23 protein-coding genes, 1 other RNA gene and 2 pseudogenes are annotated in these 24,618 nt (G+C 43.3%); 15 read left to right on the top strand and 11 right to left on the bottom strand.

Going from position 1 to position 24,618, the window contains the following annotated elements; all coding sequences use genetic code 11:
- Positions 1–51 precede the first annotated feature (51 nt).
- Complete coding sequence (pdxH, locus tag BJP37_RS29375; protein ID WP_075904156.1) at positions 52–696, bottom strand: pyridoxamine 5'-phosphate oxidase; 645 nt, start codon at positions 694–696, stop codon at positions 52–54.
- A 324-nt stretch (positions 697–1,020) separates the two neighbouring features.
- Here pdxH and BJP37_RS29370 point away from each other — a divergent pair, with 324 nt between their 5' ends.
- The 6 genes and pseudogenes from BJP37_RS29370 (at position 1,021) to ssrA (ending at position 5,127) form a co-directional block, all read left to right on the top strand.
- Positions 1,021–1,380, top strand: a complete 360-nt coding sequence (locus tag BJP37_RS29370) for a lipopolysaccharide assembly protein LapA domain-containing protein (RefSeq protein ID WP_070395568.1) — start codon at positions 1,021–1,023, stop codon at positions 1,378–1,380.
- A gap of 70 nt (positions 1,381–1,450) precedes the next feature.
- Positions 1,451–1,753, top strand: a pseudogene (gene tnpA, locus BJP37_RS44745) (IS200/IS605 family transposase).
- Positions 1,754–1,781: 28 nt separating this feature from the next.
- Positions 1,782–1,844 (top strand): hypothetical protein, encoded by a 63-nt coding sequence (locus BJP37_RS44740; RefSeq protein WP_369121427.1) that lies wholly within the window; start codon positions 1,782–1,784, stop codon positions 1,842–1,844.
- A 427-nt stretch (positions 1,845–2,271) separates the two neighbouring features.
- Positions 2,272–3,138: a segregation/condensation protein A gene (locus BJP37_RS29360; RefSeq protein ID WP_075904154.1), complete on the top strand. Its 867-nt coding sequence runs from the start codon at positions 2,272–2,274 to the stop codon at positions 3,136–3,138.
- Between the two features lie 273 nt (positions 3,139–3,411).
- Positions 3,412–4,575, top strand: a complete 1,164-nt coding sequence (locus BJP37_RS29355) for a nucleotidyltransferase family protein (protein WP_075904152.1) — start codon at positions 3,412–3,414, stop codon at positions 4,573–4,575.
- 160 nt (positions 4,576–4,735) lie between these two features.
- Positions 4,736–5,127, top strand: a transfer-messenger RNA (tmRNA) gene (gene ssrA, locus BJP37_RS29350).
- A 444-nt stretch (positions 5,128–5,571) separates the two neighbouring features.
- Here the strand turns inward: ssrA and BJP37_RS29345 are convergent.
- The 3 genes from BJP37_RS29345 to BJP37_RS42030 all read right to left on the bottom strand — a co-directional run bounded on the left by BJP37_RS29345 (position 5,572) and on the right by BJP37_RS42030 (position 8,889).
- Positions 5,572–6,207 carry a sugar transferase gene (locus BJP37_RS29345; protein WP_229415609.1) on the bottom strand — a complete coding sequence of 212 codons (636 nt, stop codon included), beginning with the start codon at positions 6,205–6,207 and terminating at the stop codon, positions 5,572–5,574.
- Positions 6,208–7,293: 1,086 nt separating this feature from the next.
- Complete coding sequence (locus tag BJP37_RS29340) at positions 7,294–8,601, bottom strand: hypothetical protein (RefSeq protein ID WP_075904150.1); 1,308 nt, start codon at positions 8,599–8,601, stop codon at positions 7,294–7,296.
- A gap of 141 nt (positions 8,602–8,742) precedes the next feature.
- On the bottom strand, positions 8,743–8,889 hold the full coding sequence (locus tag BJP37_RS42030; RefSeq protein WP_214607782.1) for a hypothetical protein: 147 nt from the start codon (positions 8,887–8,889) through the stop codon (positions 8,743–8,745).
- 70 nt (positions 8,890–8,959) lie between these two features.
- On the opposite strand from BJP37_RS42030, the gene BJP37_RS29335 reads away from it, so the two are divergent.
- The 3 genes from BJP37_RS29335 (at position 8,960) to BJP37_RS29325 (ending at position 12,313) form a co-directional block, all read left to right on the top strand.
- A complete protein-coding gene (locus BJP37_RS29335; RefSeq protein ID WP_075904148.1) occupies positions 8,960–9,667 on the top strand; it encodes a Crp/Fnr family transcriptional regulator in 708 nt (235 codons plus the stop codon).
- A 122-nt stretch (positions 9,668–9,789) separates the two neighbouring features.
- Positions 9,790–10,644, top strand: coding sequence for a DUF2232 domain-containing protein (locus BJP37_RS29330; RefSeq protein WP_075904146.1), 855 nt, complete (start codon positions 9,790–9,792; stop codon positions 10,642–10,644).
- A 418-nt stretch (positions 10,645–11,062) separates the two neighbouring features.
- Positions 11,063–12,313, top strand: coding sequence for a nicotinate-nucleotide--dimethylbenzimidazole phosphoribosyltransferase (locus tag BJP37_RS29325; protein ID WP_075904144.1), 1,251 nt, complete (start codon positions 11,063–11,065; stop codon positions 12,311–12,313).
- Positions 12,314–12,438: 125 nt separating this feature from the next.
- Here BJP37_RS29325 and BJP37_RS29320 read toward each other — a convergent pair whose 3' ends face one another.
- Positions 12,439–12,819: a hypothetical protein gene (locus tag BJP37_RS29320; protein ID WP_075904142.1), complete on the bottom strand. Its 381-nt coding sequence runs from the start codon at positions 12,817–12,819 to the stop codon at positions 12,439–12,441.
- 1,088 nt (positions 12,820–13,907) lie between these two features.
- Between BJP37_RS29320 and BJP37_RS29315 the strand changes: the two genes are divergently transcribed.
- Positions 13,908–15,098 carry an extracellular solute-binding protein gene (locus BJP37_RS29315; protein WP_075904139.1) on the top strand — a complete coding sequence of 397 codons (1,191 nt, stop codon included), beginning with the start codon at positions 13,908–13,910 and terminating at the stop codon, positions 15,096–15,098.
- 12 nt (positions 15,099–15,110) lie between these two features.
- Here the strand turns inward: BJP37_RS29315 and BJP37_RS29310 are convergent, their stop codons facing one another.
- From BJP37_RS29310 to BJP37_RS29300, 3 genes are all read right to left on the bottom strand, one after another.
- Positions 15,111–15,548 carry a hypothetical protein gene (locus BJP37_RS29310; RefSeq protein ID WP_229415484.1) on the bottom strand — a complete coding sequence of 146 codons (438 nt, stop codon included), beginning with the start codon at positions 15,546–15,548 and terminating at the stop codon, positions 15,111–15,113.
- Positions 15,549–15,881: 333 nt separating this feature from the next.
- Positions 15,882–17,012: an aldo/keto reductase gene (locus BJP37_RS29305; RefSeq protein ID WP_075904135.1), complete on the bottom strand. Its 1,131-nt coding sequence runs from the start codon at positions 17,010–17,012 to the stop codon at positions 15,882–15,884.
- A 315-nt stretch (positions 17,013–17,327) separates the two neighbouring features.
- Positions 17,328–17,828 carry a bifunctional nuclease family protein gene (locus BJP37_RS29300; protein ID WP_070396955.1) on the bottom strand — a complete coding sequence of 167 codons (501 nt, stop codon included), beginning with the start codon at positions 17,826–17,828 and terminating at the stop codon, positions 17,328–17,330.
- 138 nt (positions 17,829–17,966) lie between these two features.
- Between BJP37_RS29300 and BJP37_RS42025 the strand changes: the two genes are divergently transcribed.
- From BJP37_RS42025 to BJP37_RS29290, 3 genes are all read left to right on the top strand, one after another.
- Positions 17,967–18,155: a hypothetical protein gene (locus BJP37_RS42025; protein ID WP_214607781.1), complete on the top strand. Its 189-nt coding sequence runs from the start codon at positions 17,967–17,969 to the stop codon at positions 18,153–18,155.
- Positions 18,140–18,844 (top strand): riboflavin synthase, encoded by a 705-nt coding sequence (locus tag BJP37_RS29295; protein ID WP_075904133.1) that lies wholly within the window; start codon positions 18,140–18,142, stop codon positions 18,842–18,844. Before BJP37_RS42025 ends, BJP37_RS29295 begins: the two co-directional genes overlap by 16 nt.
- Before the next feature lie 101 nt (positions 18,845–18,945).
- A complete protein-coding gene (locus tag BJP37_RS29290; RefSeq protein ID WP_075904131.1) occupies positions 18,946–19,716 on the top strand; it encodes a Uma2 family endonuclease in 771 nt (256 codons plus the stop codon).
- Between the two features lie 107 nt (positions 19,717–19,823).
- Here BJP37_RS29290 and BJP37_RS29285 read toward each other — a convergent pair whose 3' ends face one another.
- Positions 19,824–21,065, bottom strand: coding sequence for a glycosyltransferase family 4 protein (locus BJP37_RS29285; RefSeq protein WP_075904130.1), 1,242 nt, complete (start codon positions 21,063–21,065; stop codon positions 19,824–19,826).
- A 55-nt stretch (positions 21,066–21,120) separates the two neighbouring features.
- Positions 21,121–22,803, bottom strand: a complete 1,683-nt coding sequence (locus tag BJP37_RS29280; RefSeq protein ID WP_075904128.1) for a capsule biosynthesis protein — start codon at positions 22,801–22,803, stop codon at positions 21,121–21,123.
- A 155-nt stretch (positions 22,804–22,958) separates the two neighbouring features.
- Here BJP37_RS29280 and pip point away from each other — a divergent pair, with 155 nt between their 5' ends.
- Positions 22,959–23,897 carry a prolyl aminopeptidase gene (pip, locus tag BJP37_RS29275; protein ID WP_075904126.1) on the top strand — a complete coding sequence of 313 codons (939 nt, stop codon included), beginning with the start codon at positions 22,959–22,961 and terminating at the stop codon, positions 23,895–23,897.
- 97 nt (positions 23,898–23,994) lie between these two features.
- Here the strand turns inward: pip and BJP37_RS29270 are convergent, their stop codons facing one another.
- Positions 23,995–24,219, bottom strand: coding sequence for a hypothetical protein (locus BJP37_RS29270; protein WP_229415483.1), 225 nt, complete (start codon positions 24,217–24,219; stop codon positions 23,995–23,997).
- An 83-nt stretch (positions 24,220–24,302) separates the two neighbouring features.
- Between BJP37_RS29270 and BJP37_RS29265 the strand changes: the two are divergent.
- Positions 24,303–24,563: pseudogene (locus BJP37_RS29265) on the top strand (helix-turn-helix domain-containing protein); the annotation flags it as partial.
- Positions 24,564–24,618 lie beyond the last annotated feature (55 nt).

Below are 24,618 nucleotides of genomic sequence, written 5' to 3'. Positions count from 1 at the left end.
ACAGAACCCAAACCACTCGCGCTTTGCATCAAGACAATGAAGACCAGCTCACTAAGGGGACAATCGTTTAATCACCCAATCCCCATCCTCACCACGATTGTAGAGCAACCGATCGTGCAGCCGACTGGGACGCCCCTGCCAAAACTCAATTTCTGATGGAATCACCCGGAACCCTCCCCAGTGCGGTGGACGAGATACCTCTTTATTTTCATAGTCTTGGTTCAGTTGCTGTAGCCGTTGCTCCAACACCTCACGACTAGGAATAACTTGACTTTGATCTGACACCCAAGCCCCCAGCTGAGAACCCTTGGGACGACTGTTAAAATAAGCATCAGACTCAGCGGCTGTTAGCTTATCGACTCGCCCCTCAATCCTTACCTGTCGTTCTAACTCAGCCCACCAAAAGGTGATGGCAGCCCAAGGATTCTCGATTAACTGCTGCCCTTTGTTACTTTGATAATTAGTGTAAAAGACAAACCCCTGCTGATCGTAGCCTTTCAGAAGTACCATCCGGGCGGAAGGTTTGCCATCTGGTGTTGCTGTAGCTATAGTCATGGCATTCGGTTCTGGCAACTCAGCAGCTACTGCCTGGTCAAACCAAATTTTGAATTGCTCGAAAGGATTTGGCTGGACATCGGTTTCACTCAAACCCTTCAATGTGTATTCCTTACGGAAATCAGCTACTCTAGTATTCATGTTTCTTGCCTTACAATTGACCAGTTTTGGTGGCATATTTTAGATCTCCCTAGCAAGCAGGTGTAGGCTTGAAGGGAACTCCAACTGCTGCTATACTGCACACAGTCATAACCTGAGCTAATCCAAGCTTCCCCTAGCCCGCCAAAACAGCGGGGGGAAAAGAGGTAAAAAGTTCACTTTATGACCGTGCCAACTAGATGTCCTTGACCTGTGCGCGTTGGGACACCTGTGCACTTTACAGTAATCGGCAAGTTAAAAAAGCCGAATTTTCGTGTTATCTGTTGTAGAAGTAGGAAGCAACTGCAACGGTTTTGGATTAAGCTGATGCGACAGATTAATTTTTTGCTGATTTTCGCTCTATGTCTGGCACTAGTCTTATTTGGCTTGGAAAATACCCAATCTGTTTCCATTAGGATTATTGATGGTATCCAGGTTAAGGCTCCCTTGGCGATTGCACTGATTCTATCCATGTGGCTTGGAGCAGTAATAGCCTGGTTATTCAGCTTGTGGACGCGATTTCTCAATTTTCTAGGAACTCGTAAAATGGTTGGGCAGATACACTCAAAGGATGAACAGATTAGACAATTAGAAGACGACATTCAACAATACAAAATTGAGATTGAACAGAAACAGTTGCTTTTATCGGCATCTGACCCATTGTCAGATAATCCACTATTAGACTAATTTTGGTATCGCTATTGGGGATTGGTAAAATGTCAAGGAGCTGAATCTACCCTATAAGCTATATAATTCAATGCCTGAGCAATATAAGTCTAACAAAAATGTTGTTTACTATTGTAAGTCCCCTGTTATAGTTTGCCCTAAGTACAGACAAAAAGTTCTGACAGGCAACCTTGAAACCAGGATCGAAGAGTTAACTATAGAAGCTTGCCCGAACATGGACTAATAAATTCTAGAGATGGAAGTAATGTCAGACCATGTACATCAAGCTATGGAAGTTAACCCTAAGTTTCGAGTTTATAAAGCAGTCAAATATAAAATAAATGTATTATTATATATAATATCTCAGAAAATAATTACCGCAACTTCGCTCTAGACTGCCTACGCTTTGGAATAAAAGCTATTTGATTTGTACGGTTGGCGGTGGGCTAATCGAAGTTATTAAGAAGTACATAGAAGACCAATAGACCAAAAGCGCCAGTAATTTTTATATGTGAGCAGTGAACTTTCCTGGCCATAAGCGCATATAAAGGCTACCAGTTAAACTCGAAAAATCGCCAATTTATGGTGTATGTTCATATCATTCCTTTTTGTTTCAGAGGTTGTATTCAAGGTCTATACAAGAGTGAAAATTAAAGAGGTAAAATTTACGCTTCCTGATGTTCGTTGTCCTATTTGTCCTCCCTCCAAATAATACAATACCGATGCTACCAGAGTTGATATCACCCCTTACAGGACTTCCGCAGTAACTCTACCAGTAGGGTCAGTAAGCGTACTTATAGGTTATAGGGTTTGGTGCCCAGTTTTGTGTAAGTCCTGCCGTCAGTTAATTGACCAACAGTATCGAACAAGACATGGCTATATATCGTTAGTCAATAGACACGGGTCCTATAGATGACTACAACACCTGCTACCGAAGCGATCGCTATTCTCATTGATGTGGCACAGCGGGGAGAAATTGACCCATGGGATGTTCAGGTAATTGATGTCATTGACCGCTATCTAAGTACACTGGCATTAGACAGTGATCCAGAACTCGGATACCGTGACACGGACTTGTCTCAGTCTGGGCAAGCGTTTCTATGGGCATCCATGCTAGTTCTACTGAAAGCCGATACCTTGGAACGTTTAGAAGAACCCGAGGAGTTGGAGGAATCCGAAGAACTGGATGGGTCCGAGGAAATTGATGGCAGGGGAGATAGAGGTTTGCCTCGCAATCTAGAACGTCATCTACGCCGTCGCTCTGCTGCCCGACCCCCTAAAAGACGCCCAGTAACCCTGCCAGAGCTCATTAAACAGTTACAGGAGATGGCAGTCCAACTGGGTGAAAACCCCTTACCTTCCCCTAAAAAAGGGACTCGCTCTAGTGTCCGTAGTCAGGCAGCTCGTATTGCCCATCTAGCTCATGATGAAAACTTGACCGAGATTGCCAAACGGCTGGAGGAATTTCTATCCCGCTACTGGTATGAGCTAGCGGTAGACAACGATTGGCTGAATTTAAATCAGTTGTTAGAGTGGTGGACGTTATCCCCATCATCAGTTGCATCAACTTCCCTTGGTTCTTCTTACCAGGAGGACAAACTCAGAACAGCCAAGATGTCGGGAAAAGCTGACACAGAAACAGCGATCGCTCCTATTGAATCACGAATAGGGGACAGAGTTAGTGTTTTCTGGGGACTGCTATTGTTATCTGCTCAGTCTAAGGTTGAGTTATGCCAAGAAGAATTCTACCAAGATATAAAAATCCGTAAATTGGAGTAATGAACCCCACGCTTAAAAGCGGGTAATTATAACATCAACTAGCCTTGTCAGGAAACCAGTAATTCTCAACTGGGGTCACTCAAAGCATCACTCAAAGCACAGGTTACAGAAAATTCCAGCTTGTTTGCCCCTGTGTAATAGCGGTGGCTATGAAAAAGAGTTAGGGACTAAAGTCCCTCGTGCTAATCGTGGGTGAGAGTTCAAGGACTAGTTAGAATCGTACTCAATTGCCCACATCAACCTCTATGGATTTAGTTTAAGGAGAAAAGATACATGAAAGCCATGATTCTGGCAGCTGGCAAGGGAACTCGCGTTCGCCCTATCACTTACACTATTCCCAAGCCATTGATTCCCATCCTGCAAAAACCAGTAATGGAGTTTTTACTAGAACTATTACGACAACATGGTTTCGACCAAATTGTGGTCAACGTCTCTCACTTGGCTAACGAAATTGAAAGCTATTTTCGAGATGGGCAACGCTTTGGCGTTGAAATTGCTTATTCTTTTGAAGGTCGCATTGTTGATGGTCAACTGGTTGGGGAAGCCCTCGGCTCAGCTGGTGGCATGCGTAAGATCCAGGACTTTTATCCCTTCTTTGATGATACATTTGTGGTGCTCTGTGGTGATGCCCTGATTGACCTGGACTTGACAGCAGCACTTAAATTCCATAAAGAAAAGGGAGCAATTGCTACCCTAGTGGCAAAACCTGTACCACGAGAACAGGTGTCTAGCTACGGTGTCGTAGTTACAGATGAAACTGGTCGCATCAAAGCTTTCCAAGAAAAGCCCTCAGTGGAGGAAGCCCTCAGTACCAATATCAACACAGGAATTTACATTTTTGAGCCAGAAATCTTTAACTATATCCCCTCTGGTCAGGAATATGACATTGGCGGCGAACTATTTCCCAAACTTGTGGAAACGGGGGCTCCTTTCTATGCGGTACCAATGGATTTCCAGTGGGTTGATATTGGTAAAGTCCCAGATTACTGGCGAGCTGTTCGAGGTGTGCTGCTTGGAGAAATCAATAATGTACCGATTCCCGGCAAAGAAGTCGCTCCCGGAATCTATACTGGCTTAAATGTGGCCGTGAATTGGGACAAAGTAGATATCAAAGGTCCGGTTTACATTGGTGCTATGACCCACATCGAAGATGGGGCAAAGATTATCGGACCAACTATGATTGGTCCCAATTGCTGGATCTGTAGCGGAGCAACGGTTGAGAATAGCGTCATTTTTGAATACTCTCGCCTTGGAGCCGGAGTACGTCTAGTGGATAAGCTAGTGTTTGGACGCTATTGTGTTGACAAGACTGGTGCGGCTATTGATGTTCAGGCGGCAGCCCTAGATTGGCTGATTACTGATACCCGCCAGAGTTTGCCTGTCACTGAACCAGCAGAACGACAAGCGATCGAGGAAATCCTCAGCAGCAAGATTTAACAGGTTCACGTAAGTCCTCGTCCTTATAGAAGGCGGGGATTTACCCAGCTAAATAGCTTTAAAGAAATTTTCCAATTCAGGATCACACCAGAGGATCACGCGTATTTGGTAGTTGCTACTTTGAAATCTTGACTATAATGGAGAAAGGAAATAACTCCAAGGGGCCTTAATGGTTTCGACGTGTTGGTGAAAGCTGACCCGTGATTCAGGTCGAGAGTGAGTCTTCTCTCGCAAATACCGGACTCAAAAAAATTGTAACTGCGAACAACATCGTTCCTTTTGCTCGTAAGGCTGCACCTGCTGTTGCCTAAACACCTATAAACAGGTTCGAGCGTCTGTAGTTTGACTCCGTTAAGGACTACGGACTTAACCCCAACGGATGCTCTAGTAAGCTGTCTTTGGTCGGTTTGCTAGCTAAGACTTCACCAAAGCATCCTGTCATCCGGGATAATGGATGATCCCCGCTCCGAGGGTTAAAGGGGCTATGCCTGTGAATGAGCGATAAGTAAATAACCAGGGCGGACACGGGTTCAATTCCCGTAGGCTCCATTAAAAAATAAATATGACTATAAATATCACCTATTAAGATTTATTTCCCTGGATCAATTCAGAAAATCAGCGTTAATTTTTTCAGTGTTGATTTTTATTGTCTTAGGAACCATTAAAGAGGTTATTCTTCAACTTGATTATAGTTAACTCTAATCTCCAATCAATAGTTCCAGTTCTGTATTGATTGGTCTGTTGATAGCAGTTCTCAAAAAGGGTCGGTAAGTCTTGGAAAAATAGGATTAACTTTACTGATAAAAATAAGATAAAAATAACAGGAGTGATTATCCTGTCACTAATTAATCAATCTGTTATCGATGCCTGTTTATTTGCTTAAGCTAACCCCACCTCAATCAAAAATTCTCAATAAAACATTGTAGATAGGGTTAGCTTAAGCATTCTGTTCAACCTGGATTTAGTACTATCGGGTTAACAACTTATAACGTGATATTAATAAGCACCATGCCTATTAAAGATTACCATGATAGTTTTCACAATCAGCTTCAGGTCGTAGCCAATAGACCACTTATCTTGGTAATCCAAGTCCATAAGAACGATATCTTCAAAGTCAGTCACCTTTGAACGACCATTGGCTTGCCATTCACCAGTGATTCCAGGTTTAACTCTTAAACGCTTGTAGTGATGGCGGTTGTAGCTCATGACTTCATCAAAGGTAGGAGGACGAGTTCCAACTAGGCTCATCTCTGCGATCAAGACGTTCCAGAATTGGGGAAATTCATCAAGACTGGTGCGGCGTAGAAAGCCTCCGATCCGACTGATACGGGGATCATTTTCATTTTTGAATATATGACCTTTAGCTTGGTTTTCTACTAAGTGCTTGAGTTTGTCTGCACCCACGATCATTGAACGGAATTTCCAGATTCGGAAGGGTTTCCCATTCAGACCACAACGGATCTGACTATAAAATAATGGACCGGGATCGACTATCGACATAGCGATCGCAATCGGAATTGCGATGCTCACGGTAATTAATAATCCAACCAAAGCTCCAATAATATCAATTAATCGCTTGATAGTATTGTTGGCAGACTGATGAACCTCTTGCTGAAATAAACAACTTGGTATTCTGTTATCCCAAATTGGTGAATCAATCGAGGTATAAGCAGAAGACTTGGAGATAATCACGGCTTTTTCTTAGTTATCTAAAGTTGATTAAACGACGGAATAATTGCTTTAAATCCCCAGGCTGATAGAACAGTTAAGCTCAAGAGAGCCAACTTGCTTAGGTAGTTTTTGGCAAAACTTTATGGAAGAGTCTCCTGCCATTTTCCAAAAGATTTGGTAGGCACCCACTAACCCTAAAGTCTTTGTTGTCAACTAAATAGTCTATTAACCAGACCGCTGAAAACTTTAAAAGTTCCCGCTAATGTGGATATTTTTTCAAAAAAAGTAAATTATATATAGGTAGATGACCTTGTCATTTTTATTGACCGCCTTATTAATAATTTTTAATCGAAGCCTCTGATTATAGTATTTTGGTTTGTCAAAAAAGGAGTAGTATATTTTGTATCATTTCATTGAACTTTCACATTTTAGGGACGAATTCGTGAAGGAATTGTGAATTGGGGTTGAATTAATTGACTTCCTGTCTGAATTTTGGTAATAATAGTTCACTATTATTAATCAAGCAATGACTGGAAATGATTAGAGGTAAAGATAATCCAATTGATGTTAAGTTGCTAGGTAGACATCCGTCAAGACTACCTCTGATACTAAATCCAAGTTAAAAACCTCCTTTATAGTCAAGTCATGAGGGGAAGCCTTAGGTCAAAGGCAGGCAAACGCAAGCTTATGTAGCCGCAACTTCCCTCTCGACTGGGCTAAAAGGGGGCTAGAAAAGCCGATTTAAGATCACAGATCAGTAAACACTGCTATAGCTTAGCCATGTTGCCAGCTTGGCAGGAATTTTCAAGAATTTACCGAAAACAGAACGGACGCGCTTCATCCGAGTTTCTTAAGAGCCTCCCAGGGATTGCGAAGAGCTAAGGCCCTGCTGCGCGAACAGATCTGTTCTGTAATCAAAGAAACTTGCATCGTCACAAGCCACTATTTTCTTTGCTCAAAGCTCTTCAATCTTCCGACCCACCCCACGTCTTCGCCCCAGCCCATACCCCACAAACCCCACAGCGTCTCAAACCCTCAAGCTACTTGTCACCCCTTGAGGTAATTCACACCCATTTGTTCACACAAATCTGTCAAGGCATTAATAGTAGCAATGACTTCTGAATGCTCAAGGGAGTCATTGCTCACAGATGTCTTCTCGGACTCTGGCGTAGGATCGCTTAAGTGCGATTGGCCGTAGGCCACGCTACGCGATGCTCGGTACGAGCCGCTACGCGAACGCAATGGTGTATTTTCTTCAGACAATCCTATCCCCCAGGATTGAGGCAATTCTCCTGTTGACCAATCCATTGGTGGTTCCTGCTTCAAATCTGATTGGCCAAAGGCCACGCTTCGCGAACGCTCAGACACCGCCTCAGTCATAGTCACAGAGTTTTTGGGCAATAAGGTTTCCGGATGTAATTGAAAGCTATCCTTATCCTCAACTTGAACCTGTACATCCGCTGGTTGTTGTGAGGAAGGCCATAGGCTTGAAGCTTCTCGTCCTAACTGCTGAGCTAGACGATTCACAAAAGCAGCAAACAACATTTCTCCCTGCATCCCTAAGCTGTGCATTTTTTCAAGTTCCTGAGATAAAGACTGCTGGTAACCTTGAAGATCTCTTTGTAGGGTCTCAAAAGTCAACCGTTGGTTAACATCTATATTCTGTATGAGTTGATCAGATTGTTTTTGAAGCTGCTGTAGTTGCTCAATAACCTTTTGTCTTTCGACTACAGCAACAATCTCGTCCTGATTTGAAGGCAATCGGTTGATTGAGTCGTCACTAGTGGGATTCTTTTTTAAGTGAGCTTCCCAATTCGCTAAAATTTGAGATAGCTTTTGCGTCAAGCTTTCGACAAGGCGGTTGATTAGCCCTTGTGAGAAGTAGTCTGAAGCAAACTGCACATTTGCAGTTTGTTGTTTGGTATAGTAATCCAGCTGCTGCTTGGTACTCTCCAAATGCTGAATTTCTCGTACTAGAGACTCCCGCTGTTGCTGTAGAGCCTCCAACTCTAGCTGCAATGGTTTCGTCAAATCGGTACGTACAAGATTCATTTCTTGAGTAACCGCTTGCAGGATTTGCTGCACTCCCTCCTGAACAGATGTGGTTACTCCCGTCTGAGATGGGGTGACTGTAGTACTTGTCTTGTCCGATTCTACCCCTAGTTTTTGCTGTTGGGAAACTAGGTAGCTACGAACTTTCCGCAAAACCTGGTGTGCAGCCGCTAGGTCACCAGACTTGAACCATGGTAGAGGAAAGTCAGGCTTATGGAGGATGTGGTCAATATCAGCAATCAGAGATTGAATGTCGGTTTGAGCAGTCACTTTGAAACCCTTGACGAGAACAAATTGAGTCATACAGGAGTCAGAGTCAGCCCCCTGTGTCTAATGTTAAATTGCCACAGTCACCAAACTATTACAAATTGTTCATCATGGAGCATAATAACTGTACTTACCCGATGTGATTCTTGCCAACCCCTCTACCAGAATTAACCTACCTCAGCTTACTGCAAGTAGTTTAGCTCCAGTAGCATCTTGGCTTGTCAAGGCAATTTCACTCACATCAGTCATTGTCGTTGGTCTACCAAAGGTGGTGAGGTTAAGCAGATCTGTTTCATTGGCTTCTTTTAGTTGACACAGGCACACTCCCTGACTCACGTGATTTGACAGCGGATCATCTATCTATTCAAGGTGTTTACGAAGCGCTCATGATCCCATGGAAGACCGATACAATTCATCTGAAGTTAACTCTAATGTTCATGATTCGATGGCTAGCACTCCTTTTTTTGCTGGCTTACCAGATTCTAGTGTCAAAAAAGCCATTATTAATATGGTTACCCGTAGCCATCCTGCAAATCGAGTGATTTTACTTGAGAATGACTGGGGGGGGTCTGTCTATTTCATCTTAGATGGTTGGGCAAAGATTCGCACCTATAACATGGATGGGAAGGAAGTGACCCTCAATATTCTTGGGAAAGGAGAAATCTTTGGTGAAATGGCAGCGTTAGAGGAAGTACCTCGTTCAACAGATGTGATTACCTTGACCCCTACAACCATTGGTAGTATACCCGCTCAGGATTTTACTGAGTTAATTCATACGGAACCTTTGGCTGGTGTCCACTTAGCTCAGTTGATGGCAAAGCGTTTGCGTCAGGTTAACCGACGCCTACGCTTGCGGGAGTCAGATAGTACCTCACGAGTGGCAGACACGTTGTTGTTTCTCGCTGAAGGACAAGGCAAATTGAAACAAAGAGGAACTGAAATTCCTAACTTACCTCATCGAGAGATAAGTAGCCTCAGTGGATTGGCGCGGGAGACGGTCACACGAGTCCTGACAAAGCTGGAGAAGAAAGGCTTGATCATGCGGGATCAGGATACCCTTTTTATCTGTGATCTGCCTGCTCTAGAAAAGATGATTATCTAGTCTTGATATATAAGGTATCTCCAAATGAGGAGAAATTTGAGATGGGCTAAGATGCAAGGGTACTTTAACAGTATCTCTTCTGTTATCATCTGTCCCTTTCCTCAAGAGGTTACTAAATTTGCATGAGTGATTCTTTTGATGATGGTCAAGCGGCTTCACAAGATCTCTTTGCCCAATCTAAAAACAAACCCACAAAATCAACAACGGAATTCCCTAAGAGCAATGCTGATGTAACTGAGATGGGGGATCAATTAACTGGGGAGCCAAATCACCCACTAGAAAAGAGGGAACCTAGGGCAGTGTACAAACAATCCACTTCTGCTAACTCCCCTAGCCTGAGTAATGGTCTAAACCCTAGACCTAAAACACCTATAACCATGGTAGAAACAGCGTTTCTGGCCAGTACTGCCAGCTTGATTTGGCTGATTAATTATTACTTTCCTCTAGGACCAATACTCAAAATGTTTTTCCCAGTGCCGATTGCTTTAGTCTACCTAAGGAGGGGCAATAGGGCATCCTGGATGGCAGCACTGGTTTCGGGGTTGTTACTATCAGTGCTTATGGGAGTAACTCGCAGTATTATCTTTTTGGTCCCTTATGGTCTGATGGGTGTACAACTGGGAGCTTTCTGGAAACGTCGAGCTAGCTGGCTGCTTTCCATTAGCATGGGTACGCTAATTGGTACAATAGGCTTCTTTTTTCGGTTTTGGTTGTTCTCAATTCTATTGGGGGAAGACCTCTGGGTTTACGTGATGACCCAGGTGACAGGATTATTGGATTGGTGGTTTGTCAAGCTGGGCTTGCTATTTCAGCCCAGTCTATTTCTAGTTCAAACCCTGGCTATAGTAATGATTATTATCAATAATGCCATTTATTTATTCGTGGTGCATATTGTAGCCTTACTCATGCTCGACCGATTAGGAAACCCGATTCCTAGACCACCAAACTGGGTAAAAGTTTTGCTGGATTACGATTGAGCTATTAGTCATTGGTCACTTGTAATTGATAAGAGCCTGTTTGTTATACTTTCAACGGTCAGATTAAGCGCTACTTGGGGGCTACGCTTTCCGCAAACAGTTATCAGCTCTGAGCCTTTGGAGCTTACAGCTTAAGCTTGATTGATTACCTTTAGCTCAGTTTATGCCCGTGGGAAGTATGGCAATCGTTCTTTTATTTAATCTAAATTTAGGGAATTATATTGCTAATTTTATTTTTTTGTTAAAGAAAAAGTATTACTATTAAATAGTTAAATATTTACTACTTTATTTGCTACTTTTTATAAATTATTCTGTTAACTTATCCAAAGTTAACTGTTCCCTTTAACCACAATTAATCTGTAGTGTAGTATGTTTTTTCTATTTCATATAAGAACTAAGGACTAAGGATTAAGGACTAATGATCCGAGTTTATACCCAGCAGGTAAAGGGAAAACGGTGGTTACAGCAGTATCAGGGATGCTCACCGGTATTTGCTTGTATTTTAGGATTCACTGCTACTGGGTTGATTCCAGGCATTTCTGCTGCTGGTGCTACCCCAGATGATCGTCAGTATACTGCGATCGCTGATGCTGAGTTTTTGGTCAATGGAGTTACTCGCCAACCTCAATATCCCCTTCCTCCTCTAACTGTGGGAGTATCCCCTGTATTGATTTCCCGTGCTGTAGTTGAGGCTTTTAACCTACCCATCTATTTGTTCAATGCTGGTTTACCTCACCCTCCGACAGTACCAGCCATTGACTTAGGTGGTATTCCTGCTAAGTGCCTAACTTCTGGAAATGCTTTGCCCCTGGAAACAGTGAAACGGTTATTTCGGCAAGGTTTACAGTGGGGAGAAAAGCTAGCAAGTGTGGTTGGTGATAGCTATCTGATTATTAGTGAGTGTGTGGTTGGGGGAACTACCACCGCACTTAGTCTGCTCACTGCTTTGGGGATTGATGCCGCTGGTAAGGTTAACAGTAGCCATCCCCAGTGCAATCATGGTCAAAAGTGGGAGGTGGTGGAGCTGGGGTTAGAACGAGCTGGGTTAGGGGCTAGGGGAGCCGGGGAGCTTCCCGAAAGCGAACCTAGGAAGAAGCATTCACTGTCTCAGCCCCACCACCACGCACATGTACACTCCCTCACCTCCTCATCCTCTCACGCCCTAACACCATCACCACTTGATCACTTAAAGCTAGTGGCAGCAGTGGGAGATCCCATGCAAATTGCTGCAGCAGGTATGGCAATGGCAGCTAGTCGTCACTGTGGCGTTTTACTCGCTGGTGGTACCCAAATGCTAGCGGTTTATACCTTAGCACAGGGATTGGCAGAGTCGGGTTTAGCCTACCCCAGTATGATTGAGGGTAATTCCCTAGCATGGCAACCAGCACAAGTAGTTGTGGGAACAACTCGCTGGGTGGCAGAAGACTCGACTGGTGACACGGTTGGATTAGCAAAAGATATTGGGAGTGTACCCCTTTTGGCAACACAATTGAGTTTTAGCCAGTCTCGTTATTCTCAGCTACAGGCATATGAGCAAGGATATGTCAAAGAAGGTGTGGGTGCTGGAGGATGTGCGATCGCAGCACACCTTTATAAGGGCTGGAACTCGGCTGAATTACTTCAAGCCATTGAAAACTTAGTGGAGCAATATCGTCTTTCTCTGAAGTGATTGTTGTTGGAGCCAGTGAAAAAACACTTTACAGTCTGACCAAGTTAGTTAGAAAATCACAGAGGTGCTGATTTGTTTTCCCTATTAACCTTCAACCCTTAGACTAATCTGGAGAAGACTGCCAATTAGGAATGAATTCGCTGTGCTAGGAGTTGTTCTTCTAAGGCAGCAATCCGATTGTAGGCTGCTGTAAGTTGGGCAGTTAAGCGTTGAACTTGAATATCAGCAGAGATATTATTATTGCTATTGCTAGAGAAACTACCTAGCCCAGAGTTACTATCAATCAGCACATCTTTATGTTGGGTCAGTAGGTTAATGGAACTTTGACTTTCCTTAGTCCGGGGTATCGGTTGCCCAGTTGGCTGAGATTGCTCAGTTTCCTGCCTTGAACTATTTTTGAGTTCAGAAAGGCCTTCTGAAAGCTTCAAACTGAGTTTTTCGATGGCTTCGCACAGAGTATCTACTCTATGACTTAGAGCCATGATTTGATTTTGATATTCATCCATAGGATTTTAAACTGCCATAACTTAGTTCTTTTTTATCCTAGTCACTTAACGATCAAAATCCGATGAATTGCTGATTTATTTAACTATTGTCAAAAATCTGTCAAAAATCAGCTCTAAACTCCTTAGAGTCGGTTTTCCAGAGTTATTTTTTCAAAAATGCCAGATAGCCGCTGTATATCTTAATATTTACCCTGATTAATTCAGCCTTAATTAATAATTGTCTTTTATCCCAAGTTCTGCACTACAATTAGCACAATCGGTTTTTTCGGAATTAATTTATTGAAATTAGTTATTTTTAATACATAACGTACGGATGATTTTGCCGATATCATTACCTTACCTTACCTTACCTTACCTTACCTTACCTTACCTTACCTTACCTTACCTTACCTTACCTTACCTTACCTTACCTTACCTTACCTTACCTTACCTTACCTTCTCTAACTCCTAGAGAGATGCTCAAGTAATAGAAGTTGACAAGATAACCAATCAGTGCATTAACTGCTTGATCTAGATATTTCTATTTCCCCATCACTCTATCTTACAGATCTAGATTTTTTAGAGTTAGGTCTGAAACAGGACTGTGTCTTGAGAAAGAGCAGAGGGAGGAAAAGGAAGACCAAGCTGGTGTTTTCGTTCTTTCTTTGGATCGTGCTTACTCTGAAGAAAAGTAAATTAATCAGAGTCAAACTATCATTGATATCAAGTGATGTAACAGTGATGTAACAGTAGATTCAGATGCCTGAGCCCTTGACTTATACTTGACTTATATTAGTTTTGTTAACCAGACTATGCAGGGCAAACGCATCTAAATTATAGAAGCCTTACTCAGACAAGATTTCAAAATTGATAAGCAAAATTACTTATGCTATGACTCTCATATCGAGTAGGCATTTCAAAATAAGATGGGTTTATCCTGCCAGACTATAAGTAGTTGTTAATTGATTAGATTTATCAGATCTAGCAGATGGTTGTTGGCCTAACAGGTCACAAAAGTAAGTTAATTGGTAATAGCTATGGTAGTTGCTATTGAGCCAATGTAAATTAAGGTCAAATAGTTGGTAACTATAGGAAATTCAGAAATACTTATGAAGCGACGCTCCTTGATACTAGGTGCTAGTACCATAGCCCTTAGTCAGTTAGCATCTGGTTGTAATATCGGACAACAAGCCTCTTTAAAGGTAAGGCTGTTGCAAAATTCAATCCCAGTTCAGCTGTTGGGTGAATTTCGTAAGACCTTAACACTACGGGCTAAGCTAAATTTTGACCCGGAGAAACAACTATCTGCTTTATTCAAACTCCTGACAACCTTGAAAGAGCAAGGCAAAACCAGCAATAACCAAGATTGGTCTCCCCTAGATTTGATCCGGATTAGGTCTAGGACACCGATAAGTCCTGATTTAGTTACCTTAGGAGATTATTGGCTCAAGTCAGCCATTGAGCAGGAATTGATCCAACCTTTGAAGATAGAAACTTTGCCAGGATGGAAACAACTGCGGCCAGAGTACCAGAAACTTGTCAAACGTGACCAAACTGGTCAGCTAGACAACTCAAGAGAAATTTGGGGTGCTCCTTATCGCTGGGGTGCTACTGTCATTGCCTATCGCCGTGACAAGTTCAAAGCCTTAGGCTGGACTCCCAGTGATTGGAGTGACTTGTGGCGTGAGTCTTTACGCGATCGCATTTCTGTATTAGACCACCCCCGAGAAGTGATTGGTTTAACCTTGAAAAACCTAGGCTTATCCTATAATCAACAGGATTTAAATCAAGTCAAAGACTTGAAACCAGCACTTCGACAACTGGCTAAACAGGTTAAATTCTACAGTTCGGATCACTACCTAAAACCTCTAGTGTTGGGGGATACCTGGGTCGCAGTGGGTTGGTCTACGGATATCCTGGCACTAAGAACACGCGATCGCCAAATTGAGGCAGTGGTACCTCAGTCAGGAACAGCCCTGTGGTCAGATGTATGGGTAAAACCCGTATCAGTAAGCTCTGCTTCTGACTCCTCAGAAAGTAACTCTGGGTCGGATTTAAGCCAAGAGTGGATTCAATTTTGCTGGCAAAGCAAATCAGCCAAGGAAATTTCTCTACTGACTAATGCTGCTTCCCCGATTCTGGTTAATATGCCAAGAAATACGCTGCCACAAGATATCCAATCTAATCCTCTACTGCTGCCAGAAGCAGCAATTCTGGACAAGTGTGAATTCCTCCTTCCCTTACCAGAGTCTACACAAAAGCAGTATGAATCCTTGTGGAAAGAAATGCGAAGTACTTGAAAATTGCCTGTTCTAGTTTTGTGATAACTGGCAAAAGGCCGAGACTTTCCCAGCTAAAGGTACTTGACCAGGTATACATACCTCCACCTGGCACATGGAATTACCATCACAGGTATAAGCTCCTAAAGGCTTTCCTCGCTGGTTAAATACTCTGGTATTGTAGTCATAATCCCTGGCAACGTTTCCCATTTTGTTAATAAAAGCATACCTACCCAGATAGTTAAGCAGACTCCAGAGTTGACGATTCACTACCAAATCTACCCGGCCTTTACTCGGATAAGCTAACCAATTATCCAGTAGCTTACCGCCAAACTGTTCATCAGCCCACCAGAAACTTGGAGTAGTGAGCTTAGTTTGAGAGATAGTATCAGCAGTAATCACAGACCCATCATTAGGAAGATTATCTGGCTGCAGGACATTTAAATTCACAGCTTCCGTGTCCGGCTGCACTCCTATAGTCTTTTGAGCTAAAACTGGTTTAGGCTTCCACCCAACCAGAAAACAGCTCTCTAGAAACACAAGGCACAAGACACAAGGCACAAGGTATAAAAGATTTATTTTAGTAACGGTGTTTTTTTTATCCATAGGAATGCACTAAAGCATCAGTCAAATCAATAGTGATACCCATTAACCTTGGCCTTGGCCTATTGGCCACGCGGGGCGCGTTTGGCCACGCTACGCGAACAACCTTCAACCTTCAACCTTCAACCTTCAACCTTCAACCTTCAACCTTCAACCTTCAACCTACCCTAAACCGAATACGGGGCGAACAACCAACTAACCTTATCCCCACAGACGACGCCTAGGAGAACCATTAAGACGCTGGTGGGTATCAGAGAGTAAGGAAGGAATATCCAGTTGTTCGGGGCAACGGGGAAGACAGTCACCACACTGGGTACAACGGTTTCCCTTGACCCCCCTAAACCAATGACCAGCATTTTCAAACATTTGATAGCGATATTGACCAAACTCGGTCATGTCGTAAGCTAAAGCAAGATTGCGCAGCCGCAAGACTTCTGGAATGTTAATGGTTTCTGGGCAAGGTAGACAAGCATAGCATTGACTACAGCGGTCAGTTCCTAGAGCATTGTTCAAGTGGGTTTCCAAACGAGAGAATGCTGCCACTTCCATTGGGCTCAAAGACTCGTCTCGGTTAGCCACACTTAAAGGCAGGGTCAGCTCATCTGGGTTAGCCGGTCCAATACTAAGGGTGGTAATGCGGCGATCGCTTAATAAAAACCGATAGTTCAGTTCCAGTGGCGAGAAGGGATGGCACAGTTTCTCTAACGTTGGTGGTGGGGTGTAGAGTTTGCCTCCTTTATCAGCAGGAGATATGATGAATATCCCCATATCCTTCTGATTAGCCAATTCAATCGCCGCAGCATTGCGTTGAAAGAAGTAATAGTAATGTAGGTTAATGAATTCAAAAAAATCTGTTTGAATTGCCCCTAGAATCACTTCTATTGAACCATGGGTTGAGAAACCAACATGGTTTATACGTCCCTCGGCGACAGCTTTTTGGACAGCTGCTATACAGCCAGTGTTAGACTTTACCCAGGATAGATGCTCTTCAGTGTTAATCCCATGAATTGCTAAACAATCGACATAGTCGAGCTGTAGACGTTCTAAGGAATCATTAATCCACTGACTCATCAAATCAGCATCAGGGGTTGGTGGAATCTTGGTGGTGATATATAGCTGGTCTCGTGGTAGTGACAATCCAGCTTTCAGGATGTTACCAAGGTATTCTTCACTCTTGCCGTAACCCCTGGCAGTTTCCAAGTGGTTAATTCCTTGAGCGATTACCTGTTGCACTGTCTTCTGAGCATTGGACTCAGATGATAAGCAACGCATGGTGCCGCAAGAAAATACTGAAAGCTGGAGATTAGTTTTACCAAACCGCCGATAACGCATGTTCCCCAACTGCTTGAATAATCAAAGTCTTTGCTTAAAACCTTCGTTGCCCGAAAAACAGTTGCGTAAAAAGCTCAGTTGATGGCCATCGATTGTCTTGGGGTATAGCTTCGGGTATAGCTTCAGGTATAGATAGTTTGGGATATATCCATTTATCCCAACGCTCACTTGGGGTAGAGCATCAGGATTAGAGCATCTGAAAAACTCTCACCAATGGCTAAATGGTAAGGCTTTCAGAAACATCTCCATAATTTTTTGACAGAGCAATTAATATATTGTTGCTGTTAAATCCCGTTTAATCCCAATATTTTGGCTTTAGCTACCACGACTATATCCTCCACGGTGAAGAAAATCTTCTGGGCGGATATTAGATACAAATTCCCGAAAAGCTCGACGCTCCTCTTCATCCTTATCTTGGTCTACAGGTATTGAAGCATCAGCAATCACCTCTTCCATAACCCAAATCGGACTACCAGTACGCAGGGCAATCGAGATGGCATCACTTGGTCGAGCATCAATTTCTTTCTTTGTCTCACCCTGACTAACACAGAGGCTGGCATAGAATGTGTTATCTTGGAGAGAGTGTATTATAACACGATCCAGTGTTATGCTCCACTCCTCTAGAAAATTGACCATTAGGTCATGGGTCAGGGGACGGGGTGGTGTTTGTCTTTCCAAAGCACTGATAATTGCCTTTGCTTGATCTTGCCCAATATAGATTGGCAGAGCACGCCGATCTAAGACATCTTTGAGTAACACGATGGGGCTACGTGTTACAGTATCTACTGCAATGCCAGCAACTCTCATTTCAATCATCAGCTTAGCCTCTAGAATACGGTCAGCATCAGGGGCATCAAAGCGAAGCGGTAAACTAGTACTGTACAGACGGGCACCGAAACTTGCGCTTGCCAGATCTGTTCTTGTCATGTTACCGGTCAACGGTAAGATCAGCCCTTGAGAATCCAATTCGGTGAGATCAACAAGATTGTATTCTCCAAGTATGCCTTAGTCTCAGGAAATTTGTTTGGCCACTTCACTAAAAAAACACAAACCTATGCCAGCTCTTTTCCTACTAACAGTCTAGTTGCACCAGTTCATCCCCTTATAGAAGAACAGTATAAACAACAGTGTTTACAGGATTAATTCAAGCTCTCGGCACAATTGGACCAATCGGAAGCGATCGCTTTATTGTCTCCGCTACCTCTGATGCTATGGATGTTATCTTACAAGATTTAGAACCGGGTGATAGTGTAGCAGTGGACGGAATTTGCCTAACGGTAGAGAAAGTTTTGCCCACAGGCTTCTCCACCACTGCTTCTGATGAAACTCAGGGGCGCACCACCCTTGGACAAAGGCTACAGACAACTTCTTACGTTAATTTGGAAACGTCTTTGCGTGTGGGTAGCAAACTAGGGGGTCACTTTGTAACAGGTCACATTGACGGTATTGGCTGCTTAACAGAATCTTTACAAACACCAAACTCCTGGGAAATGTGCTTTACAGCACCAGCTTCTTTGACGGATGTGTGGCAGCATAAGATAGCCCGTTATCTTGTTCCTAAGGGTAGCATTGCTGTCAATGGGGTCAGCCTAACGATTGCTGAGTGTGACCCCAACGGCAGTTGGTTCAAAGTAGCGGTGATTCCCCATAGTTACACCCATACCAATCTTAGCCACTTACGGACTGGCAATTGGGTGAATATCGAAAGTGACATTTTAGGGAAATATGTCGATAAGTTGCTGGGTAATCGAGTACCAGCTGCTGAAGCGATGGATGAAATGTCCCCGGAATTTCTCCTAGAACATGGGTATTTGACATCCTCCCACGGCTGAAGCCTCTAGGGCTGTTTCATTCTTGTGAAGGATCAGGGAGGCCAAAGGTGAACAAATAAACAACCTAACCTTCACACTTCAGACTTGAGAATTCACATTCTATGTACCAAACTGACCCGACCCGTTCCCCAAAAGAGTACCTCCCGACGATGTATGATCTTAAGAGTGAAGATCCGGAGGAACCGGGCTTGCCCGACCAATTCCACGAGTTACAACCACAACTGTTACGCGAAACATTTCGTCCGCCGACTTACTCACCAGAATGGGTATTTATGGCTAGTGACATGAACCTTTACTATGATGTGAATCATCCGTTGTGGTATAAACGTCCGGACTGGTTTGGGGTGGTGGGAGTGGCTCAGTTATATCAGCAGCGGGATTTACGCTTAAGTTATGTGATCTGGCAAGAAGGGGTAATCCCTAGTGTGGTGGTAGAACTCCTGTCACCAGGTACGGAAAAAGAGGATTTAGGGCAGACACGACAGGAACTTAACGAGCCTCCGACGAAGTGGCAGGTTTACGAGCAGATTCTGAGAGTGCCTTACTATGTAGTGTTTGACCGTTATACAGACCAACTGCGAGGTTTTGAATGGGTTGACGGTTACTATCGGGAAATGAGTCTGAATCAACCGAGGGTATGGATGCCAACTCTAGAGTTGGGGTTGGGAGTATGGCTTGGTTCTTTCCAGGGGATTGAGCGGTTATGGTTGCGTTGGTATGATGCTGAAGACAACTGGATTCCGACCTCGACAGAAAGGGAAGCTCAAGAAGCTCAACAGGCACGGTTGTTATTAGAGCAAGAACGGCAACGGTCACAGCGGCTAGCAGAGCGGTTAAGGGCGATGGGCATTGACCCGGAGCTTCTGGAGTAATCAGGTTCAACAGAAATGCGATCGCGTAGCGTGGCCTACGGCCAATCGCGCCCCGTGTGACATGCAGGTCAATCCCATTCTGATTAATGATTTAATTAATTATCTCATTAATTATCTACAAAGCTCGTTCCCTCAACTACTTTTCCCCCTTTTCCATTTCCTACTAAAAATTTATAGGCTGCTAGAGTTTCCCTTGCCGTTCTCTCCCAAGAGAATAGCATCGCTCTTTCCTTACCTTTTCTAATCAATTCCTCCCGCAACGAAGAATTACTGATCACCTTGAGCATAGCATCTGCTAATTCAATTGGCTGATTAGGGTCAATTAAAATTGCAGCATCTCCCGCTACTTCAGGCAGGGATGAAGTATTAGAGGTAACTACAGGAGCACCCAAAGTCATCGCTTCCAAGACAGGCAGACCAAACCCTTCATAGTAGGAAGGATACACAAAAACATCTGCATTTGAGTAAAACCAGGCTACCAGTTGATCCGATAAGTAGCCGAGATGATGAATATGGTGTTTCCACGGGGATCTAGCAATAGCTGCAAAAATAGATTCATAAGACCATCCTTTTTGTCCAATCAGTACTAACTGATGCTCAATTTGATGCCGTTGTTTTAAATAATTAAATGCTGCAATCAGAGTATTAATATTTTTCCTCGGCTCAAGAGTACTCACAAATAAAATATAGGGTTGGGCGAAGTCGTAATTAACTGATGTCAGCAAAGACTCCACCTGGGTATTCGGTAAATCTAGTGTATTCGGTAAATCTAGAGTAGAGTAACGGCTAGCTTGAGGAATAACTTGGATGTTGTCAGGATTCACTCCTAAGTAATTGACGATATCTTGTTTAGTAGACTGGGAAACAGTAATTACTAAATCAGTCCACCGTAAACATTGTTTTACCCGAGCAGTATAGCTTTTCACAATTGAGTTAACATACTGAGGATATTTCATAAAGGTTAGGTCATGAATCGTCATCAACCGCAAGCTTTTTTGACAGGGATAAACCACATGGTCAGTACCATGGACGATATCAGGATTGCCTAAATATTGCTCACAATAAGGTAAGATGGGATTAGGTAAAGTGGCTAGTAAACTAGAGATTGTAACCGGTAACGGTATAGTTTTAATCTCTAGATTTTTAATCTCTAAATGCCTAGTTAGCACTTCAAGAAATGACCAATCACGAGATAACCATTTTCTTAAACTTGGTTGATAGGCGACACTTAACTGAAAGTCTTCCTGACCTTGTAGCTTATGGAGTGCCTGAATTAAATTTAAGGCATACATCCCAATACCACTTAACCTATGGCGGATTGGTGTAGCATCAACAGCAACTTTTATCATAGTTTAATCATTAGTTAATTACCAAGTACAAATTATAATTTTACTTGGTAATTAACTAATTACTATATATAAAATCTGTTCCGGTCAAGATGCCGTCACAAATAACATCTAATCCTTTACTTTTACCAGGAATAAATTCATTGACATCAGATACCTGAAGTTTAAATTCCGATGGATTACTTGCTTCGGTGGTCATCTCTAGGGGAATCATGCGGCGGAAGAAAAAGTGATAGGCATACTTTCTTGCTCGTTTGATGATTGCTTCAGGTAAGCCATCCCCTAGGGGTAACTGATCTAAATACTGAACATACTCCTCTACAGAACTGGCATCCATAGTTATGCCTTTATTACGAATCCACGCTTCTCCTGCAACAATTACAGGTATGCCCATGCTAGTTAATTCCACACCCATTTTAGTGCCGTAGATCAGAGCCGCATTACATTGGAGGATAGCAGCATAAGTGCTAACGGGACTTTCTGGGGGAATCACAAACACATTTGGAGGGAGAGTGGGGAAAACCTGACGAATTTCCTCAAACAAGGGTTGACGCGATCGCAAAGTCCCTCGAATTTCTGCTGGGTGGATCCGAATTAACAACTGTAACTCTGGTCTTTTAGCAAAATACCGAATAGTTGTCAATACCCATTCCAGCATATTCGGAAAAGCATTAACTGGGTAATGGAGTTGAGCATCCCACATCACATTAGTCAGTAAGCCAATACAAGGACGAGAAAAGTCTACTCCTACCGCATCAGTAATTTTGGTCAGGTCAAACTGAGGACTTTCATGGAACCAAATCCAATCCTGAGTTCCTTGCCAGCGACTTTTCAAATAGTCCATCAACTTCTGTTCCATCTGGGAAGTCCACGGTATAGTTTCCCAATTACTGACTGGCTCCCACATCAACTGGTGATGATAGGTTTCATGGTGACTAAAGATAAAGCACTGTTTGCGATAAGCAGGATTCCAGTTGACCACCCGCACCCCTTCCTGACGGGCTACTTCACCAGTCAACCCCTGAGGAACATAAATGCCATGGTTAAATACAGCACAATCAACCTTAACCGTTTGCAGCAGCCGACGGGTCGCCCAAGTGGTCAGGATTGCCGCTTGGAAGTAACGCTTGAGAATTGGCTCAGCATTCGGTTCCCCTTCCAGGGAAGCACGAGCATAAAATCGCAGAGCTCCCGCTAAAGCATGTTCTCCCACAGCTACCCCATTTAGGGTGTACTTTTCAATCTCAGCAATCGTGAGACTACTAGCTATCTCCTTGGCCTGTTGGTAATCTGTATCTGTGAGAAAGTCACTGTAGCGATGGATAGTCAATCCTAGGGGCTTATAGATCTGATCGGCTAGGGGAAAGCAGTCGTTACACAAGTCACGTTTAGGACCATGGTTTACAAACAAGTCCTGTTTGGGGTAAAAACTAACATCACACCAAAAACAAGCCGGTAAAATACCATCACAGAGCAAAATGTGAACTTGAGCACCCCTGAGGGTTAACCCCACTGCTAGTAGACTTTCTAAAGTGATACAATGGATTTCGCCACCTACACTAGTAGCTACCAGAATCTTAGAGCCAGTTTGGGCAGCCTTTAGGGCATTTTGCCATTGGTTTAGAGACCCTTTCAAGACCAAATCCCACCTTGGCTGATCCCTAACAATGCGCTGTCTACGCTTATAGAGCTTAACCCTGCGATGAAGGGATTTGTTCCGCTTGAGAAACTCTTTGATCATTTGATAGTTGACAGTTGACGGTTGACGCTTGACTGTAAACAGCTAACACTCAGCTAAGCCGGATTAATAGCATATTACTTTCACCATAGAGGTTTGGAGATCATTGCTTTTGTATGTACTGTATTTACTGAACACTGTAACCCTAAGCCAAAAATATGCGAGAACTCTATCCCCCCATCGAACCATACAACCAGCAAACCCTAACAGTTTCTAACCTCCACACCATTTATTTTGAAGAGTCTGGTAACCCAGAAGGTCAGCCAGTAGTAGTGTTACACGGAGGACCAGGAGGTGGTAGCCAACCGGTTTATCGCCAATACTTTGACCCACAGAAATGGCGAATTGTCATGTTTGACCAACGGGGTTGTGGTAAAAGTATCCCCCATGCTGAACTTGACCAGAACACTACCTGGGATTTAGTTAGTGATATCGAAAAACTGCGAGTAAAACTGGGTATTGAGCAGTGGGTAGTTTTTGGGGGTAGTTGGGGTAGTACTCTGTCTTTAGCCTATAGTCAAACTCATCCTGAACGCTGTCTAGGACTGATCTTGCGGGGAATTTTTATGCTCAGGCAAAAGGAAATTCGTTGGTTCTATCAGGAGGGAACAAGCTATATTTTTCCTGATGCTTGGGAAGACTATATCAAGCCGATTCCAGAAGCAGAACGCCATGATCTAATTTCTGCTTACTATCGACGGTTGACCAGTCCGGATCCTCAAACCCGCAATTCAGCAGCTCGGGCTTGGTCAATTTGGGAAGCAAGTACGAGTAAACTCTTTCAAGACCCGAACCTGATCCAAAAGTTTGGTGAGGGGGAATTTGCTGATGCCTTTGCCAGAATTGAGTGTCATTATTTTGTCAATAAAGGCTTTTTTGAACGAGAAGACCAGTTACTGAGGAATGTAGACCGGATTAAATCTATCCCTGGGGTGATTGTCCAGGGACGCTATGATGTGGTTTGTCCGATGGTATCAGCTTGGGAATTACATAAGGCTTGGCCAGAAGCTGAGTTGATCGTGGTAGCTGATGCCGGTCATTCCATGGCAGAACCAGGTATACGCAGTGCTTTGATCGAAGCAACGGATAAGTTTTGACCTGACTGGGTGACAAGCAGCCTTGTTAGCCTTATTGGAGGAACGAGTGTAGGGCAAAGGCTGTAGTAGGCTGATATCTCTTAAACTAAAGAAAGATTTACCCATAATTTAGCTGAAACCGCGAGAAGCCCCACATCTCAATGTGCAGCATGAGTGTGGGATGAATCGCGGACAGAGTCTCTTGGATGTGGCCTACGGCCTCCGCTACGCGAAAGGGTAAACGAGCTATCAAGCTCCTAAGTAGTGATGACTGAGTCATTCCCCTTCGTTCTGCTTCTTGCTGTAATTGCTTTTTATCAAAATCTGTAAGTCTAATTGTCATTTTTATTGTTTTCATTATGACTGGGGGTTTGACTAGCTGTATACTAGAATAGTAACAGGTCGATAAGCTAGAGGACAAGCAAAATGAGAATTGCGTACCAATACCGATTAAAGCTAACAAAAGAGCAAAGAGCTAAGATAGATAACTGGCTTTCGATGCTTTGCTCTCAGTATAATTATTTATTGGCAGATCGCTTCAATTGGTACGAAAAAAATCGATCTCCAGTAAATGCCTGTCCTCTTGTTATTTGTCACCTTCCTCAACTAAGAAACAATCCTGACTATTACAGCCAAAAGAAAACTTTACCCAATCTCAAAAAGACTCACCCTTGGTACAAGGATATACGTGCGATTCGTTGGCTAGAAATCATACCTAAATAAGGTTTGGGGGATTAGCCGC

The organism is Moorena bouillonii PNG (genome assembly GCF_001942495.1).
Lineage (GTDB): Bacteria > Cyanobacteriota > Cyanobacteriia > Cyanobacteriales > Coleofasciculaceae > Moorena > Moorena bouillonii.
This window is presented reverse-complemented; position numbering and strand designations above follow the sequence as displayed.

Excerpts from the sequence above, each read along its gene's own strand:
- BJP37_RS29355 (WP_075904152.1), top strand. The coding sequence starts at position 3,412 with ATGAAAGCCATGATTCTGGCAGCTGGCAAGGGAACTCGCGTTCGCCCT.
- BJP37_RS29335 (WP_075904148.1), top strand. The coding sequence starts at position 8,960 with ATGGAAGACCGATACAATTCATCTGAAGTTAACTCTAATGTTCATGAT.
- BJP37_RS29290 (WP_075904131.1), top strand. The coding sequence starts at position 18,946 with ATGTACCAAACTGACCCGACCCGTTCCCCAAAAGAGTACCTCCCGACG.
- pip (WP_075904126.1), top strand. The coding sequence starts at position 22,959 with ATGCGAGAACTCTATCCCCCCATCGAACCATACAACCAGCAAACCCTA.
- pdxH (WP_075904156.1), bottom strand. The coding sequence starts at position 696 with ATGAATACTAGAGTAGCTGATTTCCGTAAGGAATACACATTGAAGGGT.
- BJP37_RS29285 (WP_075904130.1), bottom strand. The coding sequence starts at position 21,065 with ATGATAAAAGTTGCTGTTGATGCTACACCAATCCGCCATAGGTTAAGT.
- BJP37_RS29305 (WP_075904135.1), bottom strand. The coding sequence starts at position 17,012 with ATGCGTTATCGGCGGTTTGGTAAAACTAATCTCCAGCTTTCAGTATTT.
- BJP37_RS29340 (WP_075904150.1), bottom strand. The coding sequence starts at position 8,601 with ATGACTCAATTTGTTCTCGTCAAGGGTTTCAAAGTGACTGCTCAAACC.
- BJP37_RS29280 (WP_075904128.1), bottom strand. The coding sequence starts at position 22,803 with ATGATCAAAGAGTTTCTCAAGCGGAACAAATCCCTTCATCGCAGGGTT.
- BJP37_RS29270 (WP_229415483.1), bottom strand. The coding sequence starts at position 24,219 with ATGACAATTAGACTTACAGATTTTGATAAAAAGCAATTACAGCAAGAA.
- BJP37_RS29300 (WP_070396955.1), bottom strand. The coding sequence starts at position 17,828 with ATGATTGAAATGAGAGTTGCTGGCATTGCAGTAGATACTGTAACACGT.
- BJP37_RS29315 (WP_075904139.1), top strand. The coding sequence starts at position 13,908 with ATGAAGCGACGCTCCTTGATACTAGGTGCTAGTACCATAGCCCTTAGT.
- BJP37_RS29360 (WP_075904154.1), top strand. The coding sequence starts at position 2,272 with ATGACTACAACACCTGCTACCGAAGCGATCGCTATTCTCATTGATGTG.
- BJP37_RS29370 (WP_070395568.1), top strand. The coding sequence starts at position 1,021 with ATGCGACAGATTAATTTTTTGCTGATTTTCGCTCTATGTCTGGCACTA.
- BJP37_RS29320 (WP_075904142.1), bottom strand. The coding sequence starts at position 12,819 with ATGGATGAATATCAAAATCAAATCATGGCTCTAAGTCATAGAGTAGAT.
- BJP37_RS29330 (WP_075904146.1), top strand. The coding sequence starts at position 9,790 with ATGAGTGATTCTTTTGATGATGGTCAAGCGGCTTCACAAGATCTCTTT.
- BJP37_RS29325 (WP_075904144.1), top strand. The coding sequence starts at position 11,063 with ATGATCCGAGTTTATACCCAGCAGGTAAAGGGAAAACGGTGGTTACAG.